The 20,179-nt window shown below is 39.4% G+C and carries 15 protein-coding genes; 4 read left to right on the forward strand and 11 right to left on the reverse strand.

Annotated elements, in window-relative coordinates; all coding sequences use genetic code 11:
• Nucleotides 1–20: 20 nt before the first annotated feature.
• Both I6E82_RS14435 and I6E82_RS14440 read right to left on the reverse strand, forming a co-directional pair.
• Complete coding sequence (locus tag I6E82_RS14435) at nucleotides 21–599, reverse strand: type 1 glutamine amidotransferase domain-containing protein (protein WP_007582489.1); 579 nt, start codon at nucleotides 597–599, stop codon at nucleotides 21–23.
• A 299-nt stretch (nucleotides 600–898) separates the two neighbouring features.
• Nucleotides 899–1,168 (reverse strand): HU family DNA-binding protein, encoded by a 270-nt coding sequence (locus I6E82_RS14440; RefSeq protein WP_007375441.1) that lies wholly within the window; start codon nucleotides 1,166–1,168, stop codon nucleotides 899–901.
• 191 nt (nucleotides 1,169–1,359) lie between these two features.
• Between I6E82_RS14440 and I6E82_RS14445 the strand changes: the two genes are divergently transcribed.
• Together I6E82_RS14445 and I6E82_RS14450 are read left to right on the forward strand one after the other, a co-directional pair.
• Nucleotides 1,360–1,935 (forward strand): inner membrane-spanning protein YciB, encoded by a 576-nt coding sequence (locus I6E82_RS14445; protein WP_101216718.1) that lies wholly within the window; start codon nucleotides 1,360–1,362, stop codon nucleotides 1,933–1,935.
• A 66-nt stretch (nucleotides 1,936–2,001) separates the two neighbouring features.
• A complete protein-coding gene (locus I6E82_RS14450) occupies nucleotides 2,002–2,643 on the forward strand; it encodes a CPBP family intramembrane glutamic endopeptidase (protein WP_197118155.1) in 642 nt (213 codons plus the stop codon).
• Between the two features lie 78 nt (nucleotides 2,644–2,721).
• Here I6E82_RS14450 and I6E82_RS14455 read toward each other — a convergent pair whose 3' ends face one another.
• The 8 genes from I6E82_RS14455 to I6E82_RS14490 all read right to left on the reverse strand — a co-directional run bounded on the left by I6E82_RS14455 (nucleotide 2,722) and on the right by I6E82_RS14490 (nucleotide 16,397).
• Nucleotides 2,722–4,602 (reverse strand): hypothetical protein, encoded by a 1,881-nt coding sequence (locus I6E82_RS14455; protein ID WP_197118156.1) that lies wholly within the window; start codon nucleotides 4,600–4,602, stop codon nucleotides 2,722–2,724.
• A 9-nt stretch (nucleotides 4,603–4,611) separates the two neighbouring features.
• Complete coding sequence (locus tag I6E82_RS14460) at nucleotides 4,612–5,703, reverse strand: hypothetical protein (protein WP_165721479.1); 1,092 nt, start codon at nucleotides 5,701–5,703, stop codon at nucleotides 4,612–4,614.
• Nucleotides 5,704–5,765: 62 nt separating this feature from the next.
• Nucleotides 5,766–8,804 (reverse strand): hypothetical protein, encoded by a 3,039-nt coding sequence (locus I6E82_RS14465; RefSeq protein ID WP_197118157.1) that lies wholly within the window; start codon nucleotides 8,802–8,804, stop codon nucleotides 5,766–5,768.
• Nucleotides 8,805–9,286: 482 nt separating this feature from the next.
• Complete coding sequence (gene prpF, locus I6E82_RS14470; RefSeq protein WP_197118158.1) at nucleotides 9,287–10,453, reverse strand: 2-methylaconitate cis-trans isomerase PrpF; 1,167 nt, start codon at nucleotides 10,451–10,453, stop codon at nucleotides 9,287–9,289.
• Between the two features lie 11 nt (nucleotides 10,454–10,464).
• A complete protein-coding gene (gene acnD, locus I6E82_RS14475) occupies nucleotides 10,465–13,074 on the reverse strand; it encodes a Fe/S-dependent 2-methylisocitrate dehydratase AcnD (protein WP_197118159.1) in 2,610 nt (869 codons plus the stop codon).
• A 158-nt stretch (nucleotides 13,075–13,232) separates the two neighbouring features.
• Entirely contained in the window at nucleotides 13,233–14,360 is a 1,128-nt protein-coding gene (gene prpC, locus I6E82_RS14480; RefSeq protein ID WP_197118160.1) for a bifunctional 2-methylcitrate synthase/citrate synthase, read from the reverse strand.
• A 312-nt stretch (nucleotides 14,361–14,672) separates the two neighbouring features.
• On the reverse strand, nucleotides 14,673–15,551 hold the full coding sequence (prpB, locus tag I6E82_RS14485) for a methylisocitrate lyase (RefSeq protein ID WP_002962361.1): 879 nt from the start codon (nucleotides 15,549–15,551) through the stop codon (nucleotides 14,673–14,675).
• A gap of 153 nt (nucleotides 15,552–15,704) precedes the next feature.
• The gene (locus tag I6E82_RS14490) at nucleotides 15,705–16,397 is read right to left on the reverse strand and encodes a GntR family transcriptional regulator (RefSeq protein WP_002962362.1); all 693 of its coding nucleotides are present in this window, start codon (nucleotides 16,395–16,397) and stop codon (nucleotides 15,705–15,707) included.
• 264 nt (nucleotides 16,398–16,661) lie between these two features.
• Here I6E82_RS14490 and rsmF point away from each other — a divergent pair, with 264 nt between their 5' ends.
• Together rsmF and I6E82_RS14500 are read left to right on the forward strand one after the other, a co-directional pair.
• Nucleotides 16,662–18,122: a 16S rRNA (cytosine(1407)-C(5))-methyltransferase RsmF gene (rsmF, locus tag I6E82_RS14495; RefSeq protein ID WP_197118161.1), complete on the forward strand. Its 1,461-nt coding sequence runs from the start codon at nucleotides 16,662–16,664 to the stop codon at nucleotides 18,120–18,122.
• A 62-nt stretch (nucleotides 18,123–18,184) separates the two neighbouring features.
• On the forward strand, nucleotides 18,185–19,279 hold the full coding sequence (locus tag I6E82_RS14500; RefSeq protein WP_197118162.1) for an acyltransferase family protein: 1,095 nt from the start codon (nucleotides 18,185–18,187) through the stop codon (nucleotides 19,277–19,279).
• Nucleotides 19,280–19,374: 95 nt separating this feature from the next.
• On the opposite strand, the gene I6E82_RS14505 is transcribed toward I6E82_RS14500, so the two are convergent.
• On the reverse strand, nucleotides 19,375–20,070 hold the full coding sequence (locus tag I6E82_RS14505; RefSeq protein ID WP_197118163.1) for an SGNH hydrolase domain-containing protein: 696 nt from the start codon (nucleotides 20,068–20,070) through the stop codon (nucleotides 19,375–19,377).
• Nucleotides 20,071–20,179 lie beyond the last annotated feature (109 nt).

Consider the following 20,179-nt stretch of genomic DNA (forward strand, 5'->3'; position numbering starts at 1 on the left):
CAAACGTTTTAAAAAGAAAATTAGTGAGCTTGGTGTTTACCCTCTAAAATCTCTTCAATAAATTTAGCATTAAATGCTTCTAAATCGGCTGGGCTACGGCTTGTTACTAGGCCTTTATCTACACATACTTCTTGGTCAACCCAATTGGCACCTGCGTTAATTAAATCGCTTTTAATACTTGGAAAAGAGGTAATGGTACGGTCGCGCAATTTATTAATTTCAGCTAACAACCACGGAGCATGGCAAATTGCAGCAACGGGTTTATTTTTTTCTGCGCCAAAAAAGCCATCAATAAAGGCTTTAGCATCTTTATCTTGGCGTAAACTGTCTGGGTTAAATAAACCACCAGGGAGCATAAGCGCGTCGTAATCGGCGGGGTCTGCGTTTGTAACTAGTTTATCTACTGTTACTTTATCGCCCCACTTATCTTCATCCCAGCCCGTAATTTGGCCTTCTTTAATTGATACTATTTCGATGTTTGCACCGGCATCAAGTAATGCGCTGCGTGGAGATAAAAGCTCACTTTGCTCAAACCCATCAGTGGCTAAAATTGCAATTTTTTTGCCTTGTAAACGTGTGCTTGTTTGTAATGTACTCATTGAGATCTCCTTTTTCTTGAAAAATATATTCGAAACACACAGTTAAACAGCATAATGCATGCCGATAACAAGTAATTGAAAATAAAGGATTTAATGTAAGTGGGATTTATAATGCCATGTAAATCATTTAGAGATTATGAATAATCTACATAGGTGCGAATTTATTTCCAGCTCATATAATTTAAAGCCACCAAACGCGAGGTATAAAACCTCACCTACAACATATACCCGTAGGTGCGAATTTACTTCGAGCTCATGTAACTTATCTATCAATACGGGGTTTAAAACCTTAAATAAATTTAAAGCAGATCTTTTAACGCCTTAGCCGGTTTAAAAACCGCTTTATTAGCGCCTTCTATTTCAATTGCTGCGCCTGTTTGCGGGTTACGCCCAGTGCGCGCTGGGTAATAACTTAGTGCAAACGTACCAAAGCCATTAATTTGAACCTGATCACCTTCAGAAAGTGATTTAGTAATTACTTTTTGCAAGCTTGAAAGTGCCGCTTGAGAATCTTTTTTTGTTAATTCACTTTTGTGTGCAATGGCAGCAACGAGTTCTGCTTTATTCATTTTAGGCTCCTAAATACACGCCAAATCAGTGTTGGTTAAGCGTGGGAATATGATGATATATAAAATACCAAACCAAATTGGCAATAAAGCCACGCAGGCTAAGGGTTACAGGGCAACAAGTCAACCTTGTAGTTGCTAAGCTTTATGTGGTAAAAAGCCTTTGACTCTTTTTTGTATAATTTAGGTAGTATATGCACGCATTAATTGAATACATTCCACTCATACTGTTTTTTGCAGTTTTTAAGCTAGTCGATATTTACTGGGCTACCGGTTTATTAATGGCCACTACGCTCATTCAAGTTGCTTATAGCTACTTTAAACATGGCTCTGTGCCTACTCGTCAGTGGATATTTTTTGGCATTGCTGCTGTGTTTGGTACGTTAACGCTGGTACTTCATGATGAGCAATACATAAAATGGAAAGCAACACTCATATACGCAGGTTTAAGCTTAACGTTACTTGTTAGCCGTTATGTACTTAAGAAAAATCTCGTTAAAAAAGCGCTTAGCTCAATTCTCGAAAACGCTAACGATACAAAACAAGCCATTGTTGTCCCAGAACCATTATGGAATAAGCTTAACCTAATGTGGGTTGTAATTACTGCTGGCATCGCAGCACTAAACATTTATATTGCATATAATTTTTCGCTCGACTTTTGGGTTAACTTTAAAGTGTTTGGTTTAATGGGTATTACCTTTGTAAGTATTTTTGCCACTATTATTGCCTTGTACAAATACCTCCCTAGTGAAGAAGAACCAGCAAAGTAAGCCCCCTCGTCATAAAAGTGTCGTCTTAGCTTGTTAGCTTATTAAAAAAAGCAAGTTGAGACGATCTTGAACGCTAATCAATACCGCTGGTTTGAATTTACCCTCATTTTTGTATTTCTGCCTTTATTGGGCTTTGGATTACGTGAGCATTTAGCTAACTGGCTTATTCCTGCGCTTATTATACTTATGAGTGTGTGTTGTATGTTGCTACTGGGCGATCCCCATTTTAAACGGTTTAGACTCACAAGCCTTGGGCAATTTTCTGCTGTTAAAAAGCGTTTGTTTAGCTTCTTTTTTTTAGGTGCGCTGTTCTCGGGTATGTTTTACGGGATTATTCATCAGGGCAACTGGTTTACCCTTCCCCGCAACTCGTTTAATGATTGGCTTTTACTGTTGTTGCTCTACCCAATACTGTCGGTTATTCCTCAAGAGTTAATATTCAGAACGTATTTTTTTCATCGTTATAAACGCATCATGCCCAAAAAAGCAGTGCGTATTATAGTTAGTGCGAGTGTATTTGCATTGGCTCATATTGTGTATGCAAATTGGATTGCAGTAGCCTTAGCATTTTTAGGTGGCTTACTGTTTGCTTATACCTATGCACAAAGCCGCTCAACCGTCGTGTGTGTTATTGAGCATAGTTTATGGGGGATATGGATGTTTACACTCGGGATCGGCAGCTACCTTGATTCAGGCGCATTAAACTAATATAACAAGCATTAAAAAATCCGATACTAGAAAACTAATATCGGATTTTGAATATTTCTAAAACCACTTAACTAATGGTTAAAATAACGATTCAAACTCACCATTTGGAAATAGAACACCAGGAATACCACGTACTGCAGTAACATCAGCTAGTTTAGTATCACCAAAATATAAACCGCCACTGTAATTACGGCCCTTTTGCTTTACATCTAACCAACGTCCATTTTCGCCTTTCGCTATTAGATTAATGTTGCCACTAACATCACGAATACGTAAATCTAACGCACGGTTTTTTATGCTAACAAATATATCTGTAGAGGTAAGTTCTGATAAGTTTTCAACATCGCCCACGTAAGCAAACTTAAAATCGCTTGCACCACTCAACGGAAAATCTAATTCAAAAGTAAATGCTAAATCGTCATTATCTTCACCAATAAAAGGCGAAGCCTCTACTGCAGTGATATGAAATGCAGTGTCTTGAATGTCACTTACGTAATCACCATTAAAATCAAAAGTAGATAACGTCGTAGACTCTTCACCTAATGAATTAACAAAGCGATTTAAGTTTAGTGATAAGTCACCTTCAAGTTTACCAGCGGCTTTATTGATAATTACATTGGTAGTTACCTGTGTAATACCTGTGTCGGCTTCTGGATTTAATTCACTTTGAGCATCTATACCATCAAACTGAATTAGCAACTCACTTACATCTACACTTAAAACCGTAGCACCATTTGTGATCGTTGCGCTCATTACACCTTCAATTTTATTACCTAATACACCACTTACTCTAAATGTTGGAATTGATAAATCAATTGTTATAGGTAAATCATCATATGTGCCAGTTATAGCCCAAGTATAAGGTGATTGGCTGTAATCAATATCTAAGTCACGAAGTTTATATTGTCCTGATGGTGTAGAGCCATCAGCTAGTGGTGAATAATTTGTAATAACTTCGTTTAAAGCATTAGTAAGTGCATCAAGTGTTCTTTGTGTGTCTTCATCAAACGCACCTTCAAGCTCAGCAAATTTTACGTCTAATTCATCTGAATAGCTTTTTTCTTGAAGTCTTGCCGCACCTATAATATTTCGTGTATCAACAAGTAACTCTCTTGAATCTAAGCTTTGAACTTCTGTTGAGCGAGCCTGCCAATTTGTAAATGTAGTTACACTTGCAATCGTTTGCTTAACTTGACCAGCTACATTTTGCAGTAAAGCATTACCTTGGTCGCTAAATAAGTTATCTGTAACATACTGCGCTGCTAAATCGCTATAATCTTGCCATGCCTGTTGGTCAGTCTCCAAGTTAGTAAATGCATTAAAAGCACTTTCAACACTAAACGAACTATCAGCAACACCAGCTAAAATTGCCGCGTAAGTAAATGCATTAGTAACCATTTCTGCTTCAACACTTGCATTTAAATTGCTGTGCGTTAAATGATAAAAAGGCGTGGCTGATAAACTAGCTTGCGTAGCACTAAAGCCTTCATCTGTAATTGCTTTACTCAATGGCGATAAATAAACCGTATTTACACCTGGTGCACTAAATGCATCTGCTTTGTAATTAAGAGTAACGGCTGTCAATTCTTGGTAGTCTATTAAACGGTTTGCGTTTAAGTCATTTACATCACCACGAACTGTTCTGCCACAACCTGTAAAGCGAGGACAAGGTAGAGCAGTATCACTCGGTATAAACTCAAAACTATTAAAAGTAAGTGGAGTTACACTTACACTCGCAGTATTGATGTTTTCAACTTCAATTGATTCTTGCACCACCCCGTCGCTATCTAAAACATTAAGCGTGCCCTGTGGTGATTGCCAATTAGATACATAAAAACTCACAGAAGAAGATGTAGCAATCTCACTCACTGCAACAGACTCTGAACTGTCACTGTCTGATGAAGAACCACAACCTACCAATGCAATAGCTACCCCTAAGGGTATAATTTGTTTTAACATCTTCATTCCTTAAAACTTAATGTTCACGTACCAATTCACATTAGCATAATAGGCTTTATCTAAATCTAGGCTATCAGTTTGTAAATTAAGACCAAAATACTCGTTTTCTATACCAACTAAAAATGCTTCACTTTTTGTCTCATAGCCTGCCTGTACTTTCCAATGATCCCAAAAGTGTATACGGCCTTTTAATTGGCTGAACGTGTCTTTGTCGTAACGTTTTAAAGTTAACTGAGTCGAAAATCGGTCGTTTATTCTGTAATCGGCAAATGCTTGTAGTCGCATTTCCATTTCTAAATCATGAGATACCGTATTTCCAAATGCAGATGTTTTTAATGAAACTGTTGGCTGAGTAATAATATCGCCGTTGTCATCTTCGCTAAATGGAATTTCAGTAGTTTGACCTTTTACGGAGCCACTGTCTTCATACTCTGTTTTATAAAGCAAATCTTTTACGCTAAAGCCAACCTGAAGCTCATCGTTTACTTGCCAATCAGCAAAAATATCTAGGCTATAGCCAAGCCCTTCAGGCTTTTCTGAAGGTGAAAACTTTTTAAATAATATATCTTTTGAAAAGTTGTAATCAACAGTTACAGCGCCTTCAACTTCATCACTATAAATTTCACCATTTACAGTGGCATCTTGATAGTGTGAGCTGGCAAAAACAGAAAGTTTAGGTGTTATTGTTAATGCATTTTTATCTAAAAATTTAAAATCATAAGATACAAATACACCGTTAGACGTTGCTTGTTTAGCATCAAGGTAATATGTATAAAATCTATCTTCAAACTCTAGATCATTTTTTTCGGTATGAGTATATTTAGCTGTATCAGGATCAAAGTTAAGGACATAGTCGTAACGACTTTGTAAACCTACCTTAAAATTACCGTAGCCAACACCTACTTCAAATATATTATAGGTAAATGCACTGTCACCCGATTTTAATGGAGCATCAAAATCATCTACAAAAGCTTGTACTGGTTGTGCTTCAGTATAAATTTCTGCGTCAAAGTGGGTAAAAATTTGAAATTGGTTATCTGCGGAAGCAAGAGGAGAAATAAAAGCTGTTGAAAATCCTAACAAGAGAATTTTTTTTTTCATAATTTAATCGCTTTCTATAAAAAAAGGGAAAAGCGCTGCTTTCCCCTTTTATAGTTTAAATATTACTTAGATGAATCAATTAAATCAACATCAGTGTAAGGCACTACATCACCATCAATGTAAGTGATAGATACACCGTTAGTAACTTTAGAAGCTGTACCAAATGACATCATTTCGCCATTGTACATAGCTTTAACATCACCAGTGTAACCTGTAGATTCCATACCAGTTAGAGATAATGTGTAACCCATTGCTGCGTCACCTTTAACCATAACTTCTAATGTACTTTCATCTTCATCACCACTACTGTCAACCATACCCATTACTTTAAAGTCTAAGTCGCCAGACATACCTTCAAGTGTAATACTTGAAGAATCTGATTCTTCAGTTGCAGTAAGGTTTAGCATACCAGTGAAACCAGAATCACCGTCCATAATTTCAACGTGGTTCCAAGCTTGCGTATCGATAATTTCAGCATCATCAACTGTATCTTTATCAACTGCACCATCAAATGTGAATATTAAACATGAATCAATTTGAGTAGAATCAATTGTACCTGCAGCAAATTCAACACAATCTGTAAGTGCTTGTGTTTGTGTATCAGCAGTTACAAGCTTAACTGAAGCGTCATTTTCACCTACTAGCGTAGCACCCCAAGCAACAACAAGCTGATTGTCTTGATAAGATGCAGCTGCGCTGATCATCTCACCTGTAGTCGCATTGCTAAGCATTAGCGTAAGATCATCTAAATTATAAGCATAATCCCAATCAGCATTACGAGTTGAAGTACCTGTACCTGAGTTATTACCCATTTCAGCTAATTCATCAATTACGTCGGCAAGAACGTCTGCTGCATCGATAACCGCTTGACCACCAGTGTTAGTAAGCACAGTCATTGTCGCTAAAGACTCTGATGTAGCTTTAACAGAAGTTAGTACTTCAAGTTTTGCAACTGCAGTTTCAGCAGCAAGCTGTAGATTATAAGCTGTTACAAATTGCTCGCTAGCTAGTTCACCTTGAGCTACAGCAGCTGTTTGCATAGCTGTAAGCGCATCAATCATTGCTTGTGCGCCTTCGCCTTCAAGTTCTAGGTAGGCATTAGCAGCAACAAGTGCTTGCTCAATAGCAATTTCAAGTGCATCAACAGCAGCAGCAAAATCAGACGCAGCAGTAACGGCAGTCATTGCAAGCTCTTTTGCTTCAGCAGCGTTTGCAGCAGTATCTACCATTGCATTTTCTGCGTTAGCAAGTGCGCTAGTAGAAGCCGCTTCAGCTGTGTCTGCTACTGATTTTTTCTCATCAGCAACGTCTGCAGTGTCTTCAGCAACTAGTTTTGCAGCAGCAAGAGCCACATCAAACTCTGTAATCGCTGCTTCGGCTTCAGCTACTAGTGCAGCTAGTGCCGCGTCGTATGCAGCGGTGTCAGTTACAGCAACAGATGCATCTGTTTGCAACGATGTTGCAGAATCAAGAACTTGTTGGTAATCAGAGCTTTGAGTAACTAACGCTTTTGCAGCAGTTACATAGCCTTGTGATTTAACAAAAATAGAGTCTGCTTTAGCTGTTAAATCAGCCGTAGTAGCTTCATTTTTCAGTAATGTAACAGCGCTTACAAATGCAGCTGCGTTATCAGCTGTAAGAGCATCGCCACCCATTGCTTGAACATCTGCAAGTGAGCTTTGAGCTGTTTCAATGCTCATTTCTAATGCAGTAAGTGCAGTTTGAGAAGCAGTAACTTCTACTGTTAAAGCAGCTGCTAGAGCTGTATAAAAATCATCTCCAACTGTACATTCTGCACCAGTACAACCAATTACTTCTAGTGCTTTTTTAACTTTTACTGCAGCGGCTGCAAGGCTCGCATCAGTTGCTGCACCATTTTTAACAGCTTTATCTTTAGCAGCTTTTGCTTTTTTAGCAACATCAGCTGAGTTAGCAGCGAATGCAACTATCTCACCAGCAGTAGGAGCTGGAATTTTTGCTGCGAAAGCGGCTTCTAATGCAGTTTTAATGTCATCTTCAGTACCAGTAGCAATGGCAACAAAAACATTTGCAGTATTTGTAATAGCTGTTTGTAACATTGTCGCTATTGCTGCAATGCTAGCATCAGCATTACCTTTAAACTGGCCTGATTTAATACCAGCTTTAATGCTGCTCATTACATCACCAATTGAAGGTAAACCTTGAATTGAAGATGAAAGCTGTGCAATTGCTAAAATACCGTCAGTAAGTTCTTCTTCGCCATCAACATCACTTAAATCTACAGCGCCGCCGTTAGATAAATCACCAATAATAGCTGAAAGTAAAAGTGCAGCGTCTTGACCCATTACTTGTACAACAGTATCTAAGCTTGCTTTAGCAATTGCGTCTTCATCTACACTTGAACCTGAGTCAAGAAGAAGAGCCGCCACTAACGATGTTAAGAAAGTAACATTAGCTTTATAAGAAGCTTCTACATTAGCATCGCCTGCAGAACCACTTACTCCAGATGTATCTGCTTCAACAGCTGGAACAAATTTAACAACTGAAAGCTCTAGGTCAGTTTTGTACCATTCGCCAAACTCAATCGCAGTATCGCCATCATTTACGTCATCTTCTTCTGGCGCTACATCGTAATCGCCACAACCTATATAAGCATCACAGCGTAAAAAGCTATCATCGCCTTCAGCTGATGTTTTAACAGTAATGTAAACTGGTCCAGTAAAGTCATCATCTAAGTAGATGCTGTAACGGCCGCTTTCATCAGTTAATACTTCAGGGTTAGCAGCAATTTTACTTGCTTCTACTGCAGCATCAGCAGCACTTTGTGATAATGCTTCTTCAGAAAAAGACTCTGCTTCTGCTGAAGCAGCTGAGCGAAACGCAACAGGAACGCTTTGACCAGATGCATCTAAAGTCATTACAGTTACTACTGCACTTTTCATTGAACCTTTAACAGCTTTACCTGTTACTTCAATGTTGAACTGTGCATCACCTGTTGCAGTAAAAGATTCTACAGGTGTAACAGGAATGTTTCTGTCATTGTCCGAACCACATGCTGTTAAGCCTAATGTAAGTGCAACTGAAGCTGCAATAGGTGTAAATTTGATCGTACGCTTTACCATTTATTTCTCCTTGATAGCCTGGAATGAGTATCAGAAATTAGTTTAGTTGATAGTGGCTTGTGTAAGCTTTTATGTTTAAAAAGCATTAAAAAAGTACACAATCATAACCTTTGTTACCAGAACATTAAAAATACCATTAAGCTATATAGTTATGCTACATATTTATACGTTTTATAGAAGTATTTATCTTTATTCTATGAGCTACTTCTTTATCAGCATCTCTATTATTCAACAACCTATAGACACTCATAAAGAACCAGCACATATTGATACAATATATTCACTTTATTAAATGAATATTACATACAATTTAGTTTGTTAATTATATTCTTCAAGTAAATGCGATGGATGAGAGCTAAAAAAGAGGATAATTCGAAAAATTAATAAAAAAGGATTGTTTATATGGAGGGTTAGTTGAATGTACTTTAGCTAAGCAAACGTTTATAAAACTTGTTTACTCAACTAAAGTAAATGTTTAGTAATTACTGAGGGACTCTTACAACCCCTTCCATTAATACCCGTGCACTTCGACTCATACTTGCTTTGGTAACTAGCCAATTACCTGCACTACTTTTAGCCTCTGCACCTACTTTTAGCGTGCCCGACGGATGACCAAAGTTAACTTCACTTAATGCGCCGCCACCAGCGGCTATATTTACGAGTGTGCCTTCAATTGCTGCGGCCGTGCCAATAGCAACCGCAGCTGTACCCATCATGGCATGGTGCAGTTTACCCATCGACATAGCGCGTACTAACAAGTTGATATTTGCAGCTTCAATAATTTTACCGCTAGATGCTTTGTAATCTAAAGGTGATGCAACAAACGCAACTTTAGGCGTATGTTGCCGAGCTTGCGCTTCACTAATATTAGTGATTAAGCCCATTTTAACTGCGCCGTAAGCACGAATGGTTTCAAGCTTTTTAAGCGCTGCAACATCGTTATTTATATCGTCTTGCAGCTCTGTGCCGGTATAACCAATATCAGTGGCGTTAATAAATATGGTAGGAATACCTGCATTTATCATCGTGGCTTTTAGAGTACCAACACCTGGTACTTCTAAGTCATCAACTACGTTACCTGTTGGAAATAACGCGCCATCGCCATCAGCGGGGTCCATAAATTCAAGTTTTACTTCAGCTGCAGCAAAAGTGACGCCATCGAGCTCAAAGTCGCCGGTTTCTTGTACTTCGCCATTTGTCATAGGGACATGCACTAATATGCTTTTTTTAATATTAACCTGCCACACACGCACAATAGCAACACCGTTATTAGGTACTCGGTTTTTATCGACCAAACCATTACTAATGGCAAAAGCACCGACTGCTGACGTTAAATTGCCGCAGTTTCCGCTCCAATCTACAAAAGGTTTATCTATCGCCACTTGACCAAACAAGTAATCTACATCGTGGTCAGCTTGCTCACTTTTACTTAGGATTACGGTTTTACTAGTACTTGATGTAGCGCCGCCCATTCCATCCGTTTGCTTGGCATACGGATCGGGGCTGCCAATAACGCGCAGTAGTAAATTATCGCGCGCCTCGCCTGCTACTTGAGCAGGCTTTGGCAAATCAGTTAAATTAAAAAAAACACCTTTACTGGTGCCGCCACGCATATAGGTTGCAGGCACTTTAATTTGCGGTTTAAACATAATGCTTGCCCTTATGCAGATTGTGTTGCTTCTAAAAAGTCTTGTGCAAAGCGTTGTAACACACCACCAGCCGCGTAAATAGAAAGCTCTTCTTGGGTATCGATACGGCACTTCATAGGTACAGTGAGTACTTCCCCATCTTTACGAGTAATGCTTAAATTAACGGTGGCACCTGGTTTTAAATCACCCGCTACATCGTACGTTTCGCTGCCATCCAGCTTTAAAGTTTTACGGGTTGTGCCCGCTTTAAATTCAAGTGGTAAAACACCCATCCCAATTAGATTAGTACGATGAATACGCTCAAAACCTTCTGCTGCTATTACTTCGACGCCAGCAAGCCTTACACCTTTTGCCGCCCAATCGCGCGACGAACCTTGACCGTAATCGGCACCGGCTACAATAATAAGCGGCTGTTTACGCTCCATGTAGGCTTCGATTGCTTCCCACATACGTGTGTTAGTGCCTTGTGGCTCTAATCGTGCGTATGAACCTTGTTTAATATCACCGTTTTCATCAAGCACCATTTCGTTTAGCAGCTTTGGATTTGCAAAGGTTGCGCGCTGCGCTGTTAAATGATCGCCTCGGTGCGTTGCATACGAGTTGTAGTCTTCTTCTGGTACGTTCATTTTAGTTAGGTATTCGCCAGCGGCACTGCTTGCCATAATCGCGTTTGATGGCGATAAATGATCCGTTGTGATGTTATCGCCAAGCACTGCAAGCGCACGCATACCGGTCATTGTGCGCTCACCCGCAAGTGCACCTTCCCAATAAGGAGGGCGACGAATGTAGGTGCTTTCTGGGCGCCAGTCGTAAAGTGGGTCGTTATCTTCACCGTAATCTACGGTTAAATTAAACATCGGCTCGTATACTTTTCTAAACTGCTCAGGCTTAACGCTTTCCTTAATTACAGCATCAATCTCTTCGTCAGACGGCCATAAATCTTTAAGCGTAATATCGTTGCCTTGTTGATCTTGCCCTAGTATCCCTTTTTCAATATCAAAGCGAATAGTACCTGCAATGGCGTATGCAACAACTAAAGGAGGTGACGCTAAAAATGCTTGCTTAGCGTAAGGATGAATTCGTCCATCAAAGTTACGATTGCCCGAAAGCACCGCAGTAGTGTATAAATCGCGATCTATTACTTCTTTTTGAATAACAGGGTCAAGCGCACCGCTCATGCCGTTACAAGTTGTACACGCAAAGCCAACAATGCCAAAGCCAAGTTGCTCAAGCTCTGTTAGTAGGTTTGCATCTTCAAGGTATGATTGCACTGCTTTTGAGCCCGGTGCTAATGAGGTTTTAACCCAAGGTTTACGCATTAAGCCCTTAGCATTTGCGTTACGGGCAAGTAGTGCAGCGGCAATTACATTACGTGGGTTACTCGTATTAGTACAGCTAGTAATAGCAGCAATAATACACGCGCCGTCTGGCATTAAGCCTTCTTCATTTTCAACAACGCCCGAAATACCTTCTTTAGCTAAATCGCTTGTCGATACACGGCGGTGCGGATTAGATGGACCCGCAATATTGCGTCCCACGCTTGATAAATCAAACTTAAGTACGCGCTCGTATTTTGCGGTTTTTAAGCTATCGCTCCAAAGGCCTGCTGTTTTTGCGTAGTTTTCTACAAGGGCAATTTGTTCTTCTTCGCGACCTGTTAAACGCAAGTAATCTATTGTTTTATCATCGATATAAAACATGGCTGCAGTTGCACCAAATTCAGGCGTCATGTTCGAAATGGTTGCTCTGTCGCCAAGTGTAAGCGCGTCGGCACCTTCACCGTAAAACTCTAAATAAGTAGAAACAACACGTTGCTCACGTAAAAATTCAGTAATGGCCAACACAATATCGGTTGCGGTAATACCGGGTTGGCGCTTGCCTGTTAATTCAACACCGACAATATCGGGCAAACGAATATAAGAAGCACGGCCAAGCATAACGCTTTCAGCTTCAAGCCCGCCTACACCCACAGCAATAACACCCAGCGCATCAACATGTGGCGTGTGGCTGTCGGTACCTACTAGTGTATCTGGAAATGCAATGCCATCTCGGTTTTGAATAACCGGCGACATTTTTTCAAGATTAATTTGATGCATAATGCCGTTACCCGGTGGAATTACGTCAATATTTTTAAACGCAGTTTTTGTCCAGTTTATAAAATGAAAACGGTCATCATTTCGTCTGTCTTCGATGGCGCGGTTTTTTTCAAACGCATCAGGATCAAAACCGGCATGCTCTACCGCTAGTGAATGATCAACAATTAGCTGCGTAGGTACTACCGGATTCACTTTTGCGGGGTCGCCGCCTTTGGCTGCAATTGCATCACGAAGCCCAGCTAAATCAACAAGCGCTGTTTGGCCTAAAATATCATGGCAGACCACACGCGCCGGATACCACGGAAAATCTAAATCTTGTTTGCGCTCAATTAGCTGATTAAGTGCATCGGTTAACATGGCAGGGTCGCATCGGCGTACTAGGTTTTCGGCAAATACACGTGATGAATAAGGTAGCGTGGCGTATGCACCTGGCTTAATTGCATCTACGGCTTCTTGGGTATCGTAATAGTCGACATTTGAGCCCGGTAGAGGTTTACGGTATTGGGTATTATTAATTATGGTCATAATAAGGGTTCGCTAATTTGGTGACGGATGTAGTACCAATTTTATGGAGAGTGCAATTGGTATTTTTCAAGAAAGGCTTTAGGTTTGTAGTTGTTTTTATTATATAAAGCATTAAAGCCGTAAAAGGTGAGCCATTGGCTCACCTTAGTTAAAAATAATTAACTTCTTGATTCGATTGGTGTGTAACTACGTGCATCAGGCCCTGTGTAATCGGCACTTGGGCGAATAATACGGTTGTTAGCGCGTTGCTCTTTTACATGTGCAGTCCAACCCGTAACACGGCTCATTACAAATATTGGCGTAAATAACTTAGTCGGAATATCCATAAAATGATAAGCAGATGCATGGAAAAAATCGGCGTTACAAAACAGTTTTTTCTCTCGCCACATAATCTCTTCACAACGGACAGACACAGGGTAAAGCACTGTATCGCCTACCTCAGCCGCTAGTTTTTCAGACCATTTTTTAATAATTACATTACGTGGATCAGATTCGCGATAAATCGCATGACCAAAGCCCATTATTTTGTCTTTACGTTCAAGCATGCCCATTACTTCTTGCTCAGCATGCTCTGCACTTGTAAAACCTTGAATCATATCCATAGCCGCTTCGTTGGCGCCGCCATGTAATGGCCCACGTAACGTACCAATCGCACCTGTTACACAAGAGTGAATATCAGATAAAGTCGAAGCACACACACGTCCCGTAAAGGTAGATGCGTTAAACTCGTGCTCTGCATATAAAATTAGTGAAACGTTCATCACTTGTGCAAATAACTCGCTTGGTGCTTTGTCGTGTAACAGCGTTAAAAAATGTGCGCCAACAGAGTCGTCATCTGTTTGTGTTTCAATGCGTACGCCGTCGTGTGTAAAGCGGTACCAGTAACAAATAATACTTGGGAACACAGCAACCATACGATCGATTGCATCATTGGCTTCGCTAAAGTCATTTTCCATTTCAAGGTTACCCAACATTGAGCAGCCCGTGCGCATTACATCCATTGGATGCGCGTCTTTAGGAATATTTTCAAGCACGGTTTTAAGTGCATCTGGTAAGCCGCGTAAGCTTTTAAGTTTAGCTTTATACTCTGCCAGTTCGTTGGTTGTTGGTAACTCACCGCGTGAAAGTAAAAAAGACACTTCTTCAAACTGCGCTTTTTCGGCAAGTTCGCTAATATCGTAACCACAATACGTTAAACCAGAACCACTTTGTCCAACAGTACACAATGCTGTTTGACCAGCCACTTGTCCGCGTAAACCCGCGCCGCCTAATGCTTTATCTACCATGATCTTCTCCTATCTTAAATTTGTGTGTGATTTAGGGCGTATTGAACTTTGTGGATTGAAATTTGTTCAATCTAGGGGCGATTAAATCGCGGCGCGAAGTTTGTAACCTAGTGGACTAAGTAAAAACCGAGCAACAAAGAGATAATCGTCCCTAGAAAGAACCTAAGGGGCAGCGCATGTTTGGTCTTTATGCTGCGTTATCGCCTATTTATGTGGAATAACCACACTTCATAGGCTCTGCCTTGCCTAAAAACCAAACACACTGCTGCAAATTCAACCACCAACGTTCAACACGCCCTTATTTAATAGTTTTTATTTGTCAGATTTTGATGAAAAAAGGGTGTCGAGTGTGTTCTCGTACGTGTGGTAATCTAAAAAGTCGTAAAGCTCAGAACGCGTTTGCATATTTTCAATTTGGCTTTGTTGTGAGCCTTCATTTAAAATTGCTGAATACACGTTTAGTGCTGCTTTGTTCATGGCTCTAAATGCACTTAGTGGGTAAAGCACCATTTCAACACCTACATCACTTAGCTGCTCTTTTGTGTAAATAGGTGTTTGGCCAAACTCAGTAATGTTTGCCAAAATTGGAACGTTAATCGCTTTTGCAAATGCTTGGTAATCAGCAAGGTCGTGTACGGCTTCTGCAAAAATAGCGTCAGCACCGGCTTCAACACAGGCAGCTGCACGGTCTATCGCGGCGTTTAAACCTTCTTTTTGAAATGCATCGGTACGGGCCATAATATAAAAATCGCTGTCGGTTTTTGCATCAACCGCCGCTTTAATGCGGTCAACCATTTCACCTTGGCTTACAATTTCTTTATTAGGACGATGGCCACAGCGCTTTTGCGCTACTTGGTCTTCTATATGAAAACCCGCCGCACCCGCTTTAGTCATTTCTTTTACTGTGCGTGCAATGTTAAACGCCCCACCCCAACCGGTATCAGCATCAACAAGTAGGGGTAAGTCGCTAGCACCCGTAATACGACGAATATCTTCAAGCACGTTATCAAGGCTTGTCATACCTAAATCAGGCATACCAAACGAGGCGTTTGCAACACCGGCACCTGAGAGGTAAATAGCTTGGTGACCCATTTTTTCAGCCATCATCGCGGTGTATGCGTTAATAGTACCTACTACTTGTAACGGGCGGTTATTGGCAATTGCGTGTTTAAATTTTAATCCTGCTGACATTACTTTCTCCTCACTTTGAACGGTTGCTACGTGGAGTAACTTATAGTTTTAATCTGTAATTGTGACTGTTTAACTGCTCTTGCTAGCTTTTAGCTTTTAACTTTTAACTTTTAACTTTTAACTTTTAACTTTTAACTTTTAACTTTTAACAGCTTATGCTTTCTGCTTAGCTAATAAATCAAATTTGGTTTGAATATTTGCTTGCGATGCACTGATATGGCGCTTCATGAGCATTTCGGCCAGTTCGCCGTCGTGGTTTTCAATGGCGTTAATAATAGCTAAATGCTCATCAAACGCTTTTGATACACGCGGCCCCACCATACCCATTTGTACACGGTACATGCGTATTAATTGATAGAGCTCATTACACAGTAAATGAATTAAATGCGCGTTTTTACTGCCTTGAATAATACGGTAATGAAAATCTAAATCGCCGGCTTCTTGATAATAAGATTCGCCTTCTTTAACACGTTGTGTTTGTAGGTGCTGATTAAGTAATTGCTTTAAACCTTTTACTTCCTCGGGTTCCATATTGTCGGCAGCAAGTCTACATGCCAAGCCTTCAAGCGAACTACGAACTTGGTAAACTTCAATCAAGCGTTCAGCGGTAAGGGCAACTACTCGGCAACCTACGTTAGCTTTACGCTCAACAAGGTAGCAACTTTCTAGGCGATTTAACGCCTCTCTAAGCGTTGCACGGCTTACACCATAACGTTTGGCAAGCTCAGGCTCTGATATTTTACTGCCTTGAACTATGCTGCCTTCAACAATCTCACGGCGCATATCTACAAATACTTGATCTGATGCGGTAGTTATAGGCGCTTCGTTTAAAAATGTGTGTGTCATAAGTTATTTTTTAGATTGTCGACAATTAATGTGGTTACTATGGGCTTATTAAAAAATCATGTCAACCCTAAACCTATCAAAATGGCTAAAAAACACACCTATTGTCGACACTATTAACCTAAAGTCGCATAAAAATGGTTTTACAATGGACTAAAACAGTGAAGTGTCGACAGCGTAATAAATCAGATGTTACGCTTTTTAGCGCTGAAAACACCTCGCATAAGTGCTATTATCGCGCTTTATTTTTATAGTATGAGCTAACGCGTGAACGCCAACACTTTTATTCCTGAGCACTTTATTGACGACGTAAAAACCTATTTACCAGCGCATCTAAACTTAGATGACTTTTTAAATGCGTGTCGTAGGCCCCTCAGAAAATCTATCCGCGTTAATACATTAAAAATTAGCATTGAAGAATTTGTTGAACGTGCAACTGAAAAAAATTGGCTGCTAACCCCCATACCTTGGTGCAGTGAAGGTTTTTGGCTAGAGCGCCCAAGCGATGAAGAGCAAAACCTAGCCCTTGGTAATACCGACTTACACCTAAGCGGTGCTATGTACGTACAAGAAGCAAGTTCAATGCTACCCCCTATCGCATTAAAGCAAAGTATTGAACTCGCAGACTCTCAAAATAACACCGTACTTGATATGGCATCAGCACCGGGCTCTAAAACATCGCAGCTTGCAGCACTTATGAATAACCAAGGTGTGCTTGTTGCAAATGAGCTTTCGTCATCTCGCTTAAAGGTACTGAGCGCGACACTCAAACGTATGGGGGTTGGTAACTGTGCGCTCTCGCACTTTGATGGCGTTATATTTGGCAACTACATGTTTGAATGCTTTGATAGCATATTGCTAGACGCGCCATGCTCTGGCGAAGGTACTGTGCGTAAAGACGCCGACGCACTAAAAAATTGGTCAATAGAATCAAACATACAAATAGCTCAAGTACAAAAAAACTTAATTAAAAGCGCATTTTACGCACTAAAGCCCGGTGGCACATTAGTGTATTCAACCTGTACACTTACCCCGCTCGAAAACCAGCAAGTGTGCGATTATTTACTGAGTGAATTTGGCGACTATATAGCGCCTGAGTCACTAAGTGATTTATTTGAAGGTGCGAGCAAAGCCACCACAAATGAAGGCTACTTACATGTATGGCCGCAAACCTTTGACAGTGAAGGCTTTTTTATTGCTAAATTTAAAAAGCACGCTAGTTGCAATAACCCAAATCAAACAGTAAAAAAAGGTGCATTCCCGTTTAACGAGTTTGATAAAAAGCAAAGTGCTGCATTTATGCAATCGCTTAAAGAACATTTTGAGTTAATTACCTTGCCAGGTAGTTTAATGCAGCGCGATAAAGAACTGTGGTTATTCCCTGAAGGGTTTGAAGCCGTACAAAACAAAATTAAGTACGCACGCTTAGGTATTCAAATTGGAATTATTCATAAAAACGGGGTGAGGCTAACGCACGAGTTTGCAACCGTATTTGGCAATGAGTGTAAAACTAATATTTACGCGTTAAATAACGAGCAAGCCAATGATTATTTTCAAGGTAAAGATATACGCTTAACTGAGGCAACTCAAACAATAGGTGAAGTGGTATTAACGCTGTGTGGCTGCCCTATTGGGCTCGGGAAATGGCAAAAAAATAAGATCAAAAATTCACTACCACGAGATCTAGTGCAAAACACGCAGTTAATAAGCTGGGTACCACTAGTTTAATGTTTCATAGAAACACTGAATGCAATATTATGTGTAACCTAAATATTTTTTAAGGGAATAAAATGAAAAAAAGATTCGAAGCTCTAGACGCATTTAGAGGACTTTGTGCAATGTCAGTTGTTTTGTACCACATGCATGTTGTTGGTTCGATAACTGAATTAAAGTTCTTTCAAGGAAGCGGAGTCTTTGTAGAGTTTTTCTTTATATTAAGTGGCTTTGTTCTTGCTCACGGCTATGGTTTTAAAGAAAGCTTAAACTTCAAGTCGTATTGTAAAGCTAGGTTCTTTAGGATATATCCTCTACACTTTTTTATGTTAATGGTATTTATCGCTTTCGAACTGATGAAATTATTAGCCACTAATTTTGGTGTATCATTCAACGGAGAGCCTTTTTCAGACAAAACAGCGGTATCTGCAATCATTCCAAATTTACTTCTTATACAGTCTTGGACGTCATATACAGAACACCTTTCTTTTAATTTCCCTTCATGGAGTATAAGTATTGAGTTTTACATTTACTTCTTATTCTTCTTCACTGCCACTCTATTTGGCAAATTTAAATTACTGACTTGGTTAACTACATCCCTACTTGCGTTTGCACTAATCTACTTTCGCTCGGAGTTGCTCACTAAACAAGTTCTGAGTGGACTATCTTGTTTTTTTGGCGGAGCCATCGCCTACAGTGTTTATAGAAAAATTTCTCACATAAAAATCCCATATATCTCGGGAAGTATTTTTGAGTTTGCATTATTAGTATGTATTGTTTTTATTGTTCAGGCACAATTTGAATTAAAGCTTATTGTTGCTCCATTACTTTTCTTGATTACAGTATTGCTCTTTTCCTTTGAGGCTGGTGTTGTATCTAAGATTTTAAAAATAAAACCACTTCAACTTACTGGACAACTTTCTTACTCAATATATATGACCCACGCAGCAATATTGTTCCTTGTAGCAGCAACAACCCTTGTATTTAAAAAGCTAACGGGTATCGAGATCGTAAAAACTATAAACTCTTTAAAATACATAGACTCAGGCAGTGCATATATCAATAACCTAATAGTTTTAATAATTTTAGCGGTAGTCATTATTACATCGAAATTTACTTATAAATATATAGAGCTTTGGGGATTAAATTTGAACAAGAAACATAAATCGTAAAAGAGAAAAATTATTAAGCCTTATTTTATTTATAACATGGCTTAATAATTATTTAGAAACAGAATATTGAAATCTAGATACTTGTTATGATTTTATTAAAACACCAAAAAGTCTTTTGGCAAACGCTCACCAAATACTTTTTCACCTGAGCTAGACAAATGATCACCGTCACTCCAGAAAAAGTATTCGCACGTCATAAAGTCTTTTTGGAAGTTATACTTTATGATCTTATTTTGAGATAGAAATTTTAAATTTTCTTGCTTAGATACTTCAACTAAAATATATTTATCCAAGTTATTAAATACTACTTTATGACCGTCTCTCAAACTAAATTTGTAATCGCAGCCTCTAGAAAGTACCTGCAGAGGAGAAAAGTTTGGCTCAACTCTGCGGCCAAACCAAGTTACAGGTATTACTTCGCTAATTTGTGTTAGGTAACTTGTTACTTGGTTAACGTAGGCTTCGTTAATCTTAATATTTTCGACTTTGTCAGTCAGTGCCAATTTATTAAACATCTCTCTGGTTCCCTTGTTATTATTTTCATCTAATAATAAATAAAAACCAGCCTGCTCATAAATCACGTGTTCAAAAATATAGCTATTATTAATAAAAAAATTTTTTATTTTTAAATAATGTTCTTGGCAGTCTTTCTTCTCTGTATGAGGCCTACAACCTTGTGTATTTGTTATCCCTACAATAAAGTCATTTTCAAATGCCGAAGAGACCATACCAAAAAGATCTCTAGAATGGCTATCACCAAGAATTAAAACTCCAGGACCTGTAGTGGTCAACTAATTTTGGCCACAGTTTTAGAATCTTGGCATCTAACCTCAGATTCATTTGGCGCTAAACCGGCATTATAATGATGTGGCCTAACGTTGTTGTAATATCCGTTGATAT

The sequence above is a fragment of the Pseudoalteromonas sp. NZS11 genome (assembly GCF_015864765.1).
Classification (GTDB): Bacteria; Pseudomonadota; Gammaproteobacteria; order Enterobacterales; family Alteromonadaceae; genus Pseudoalteromonas; species Pseudoalteromonas arctica.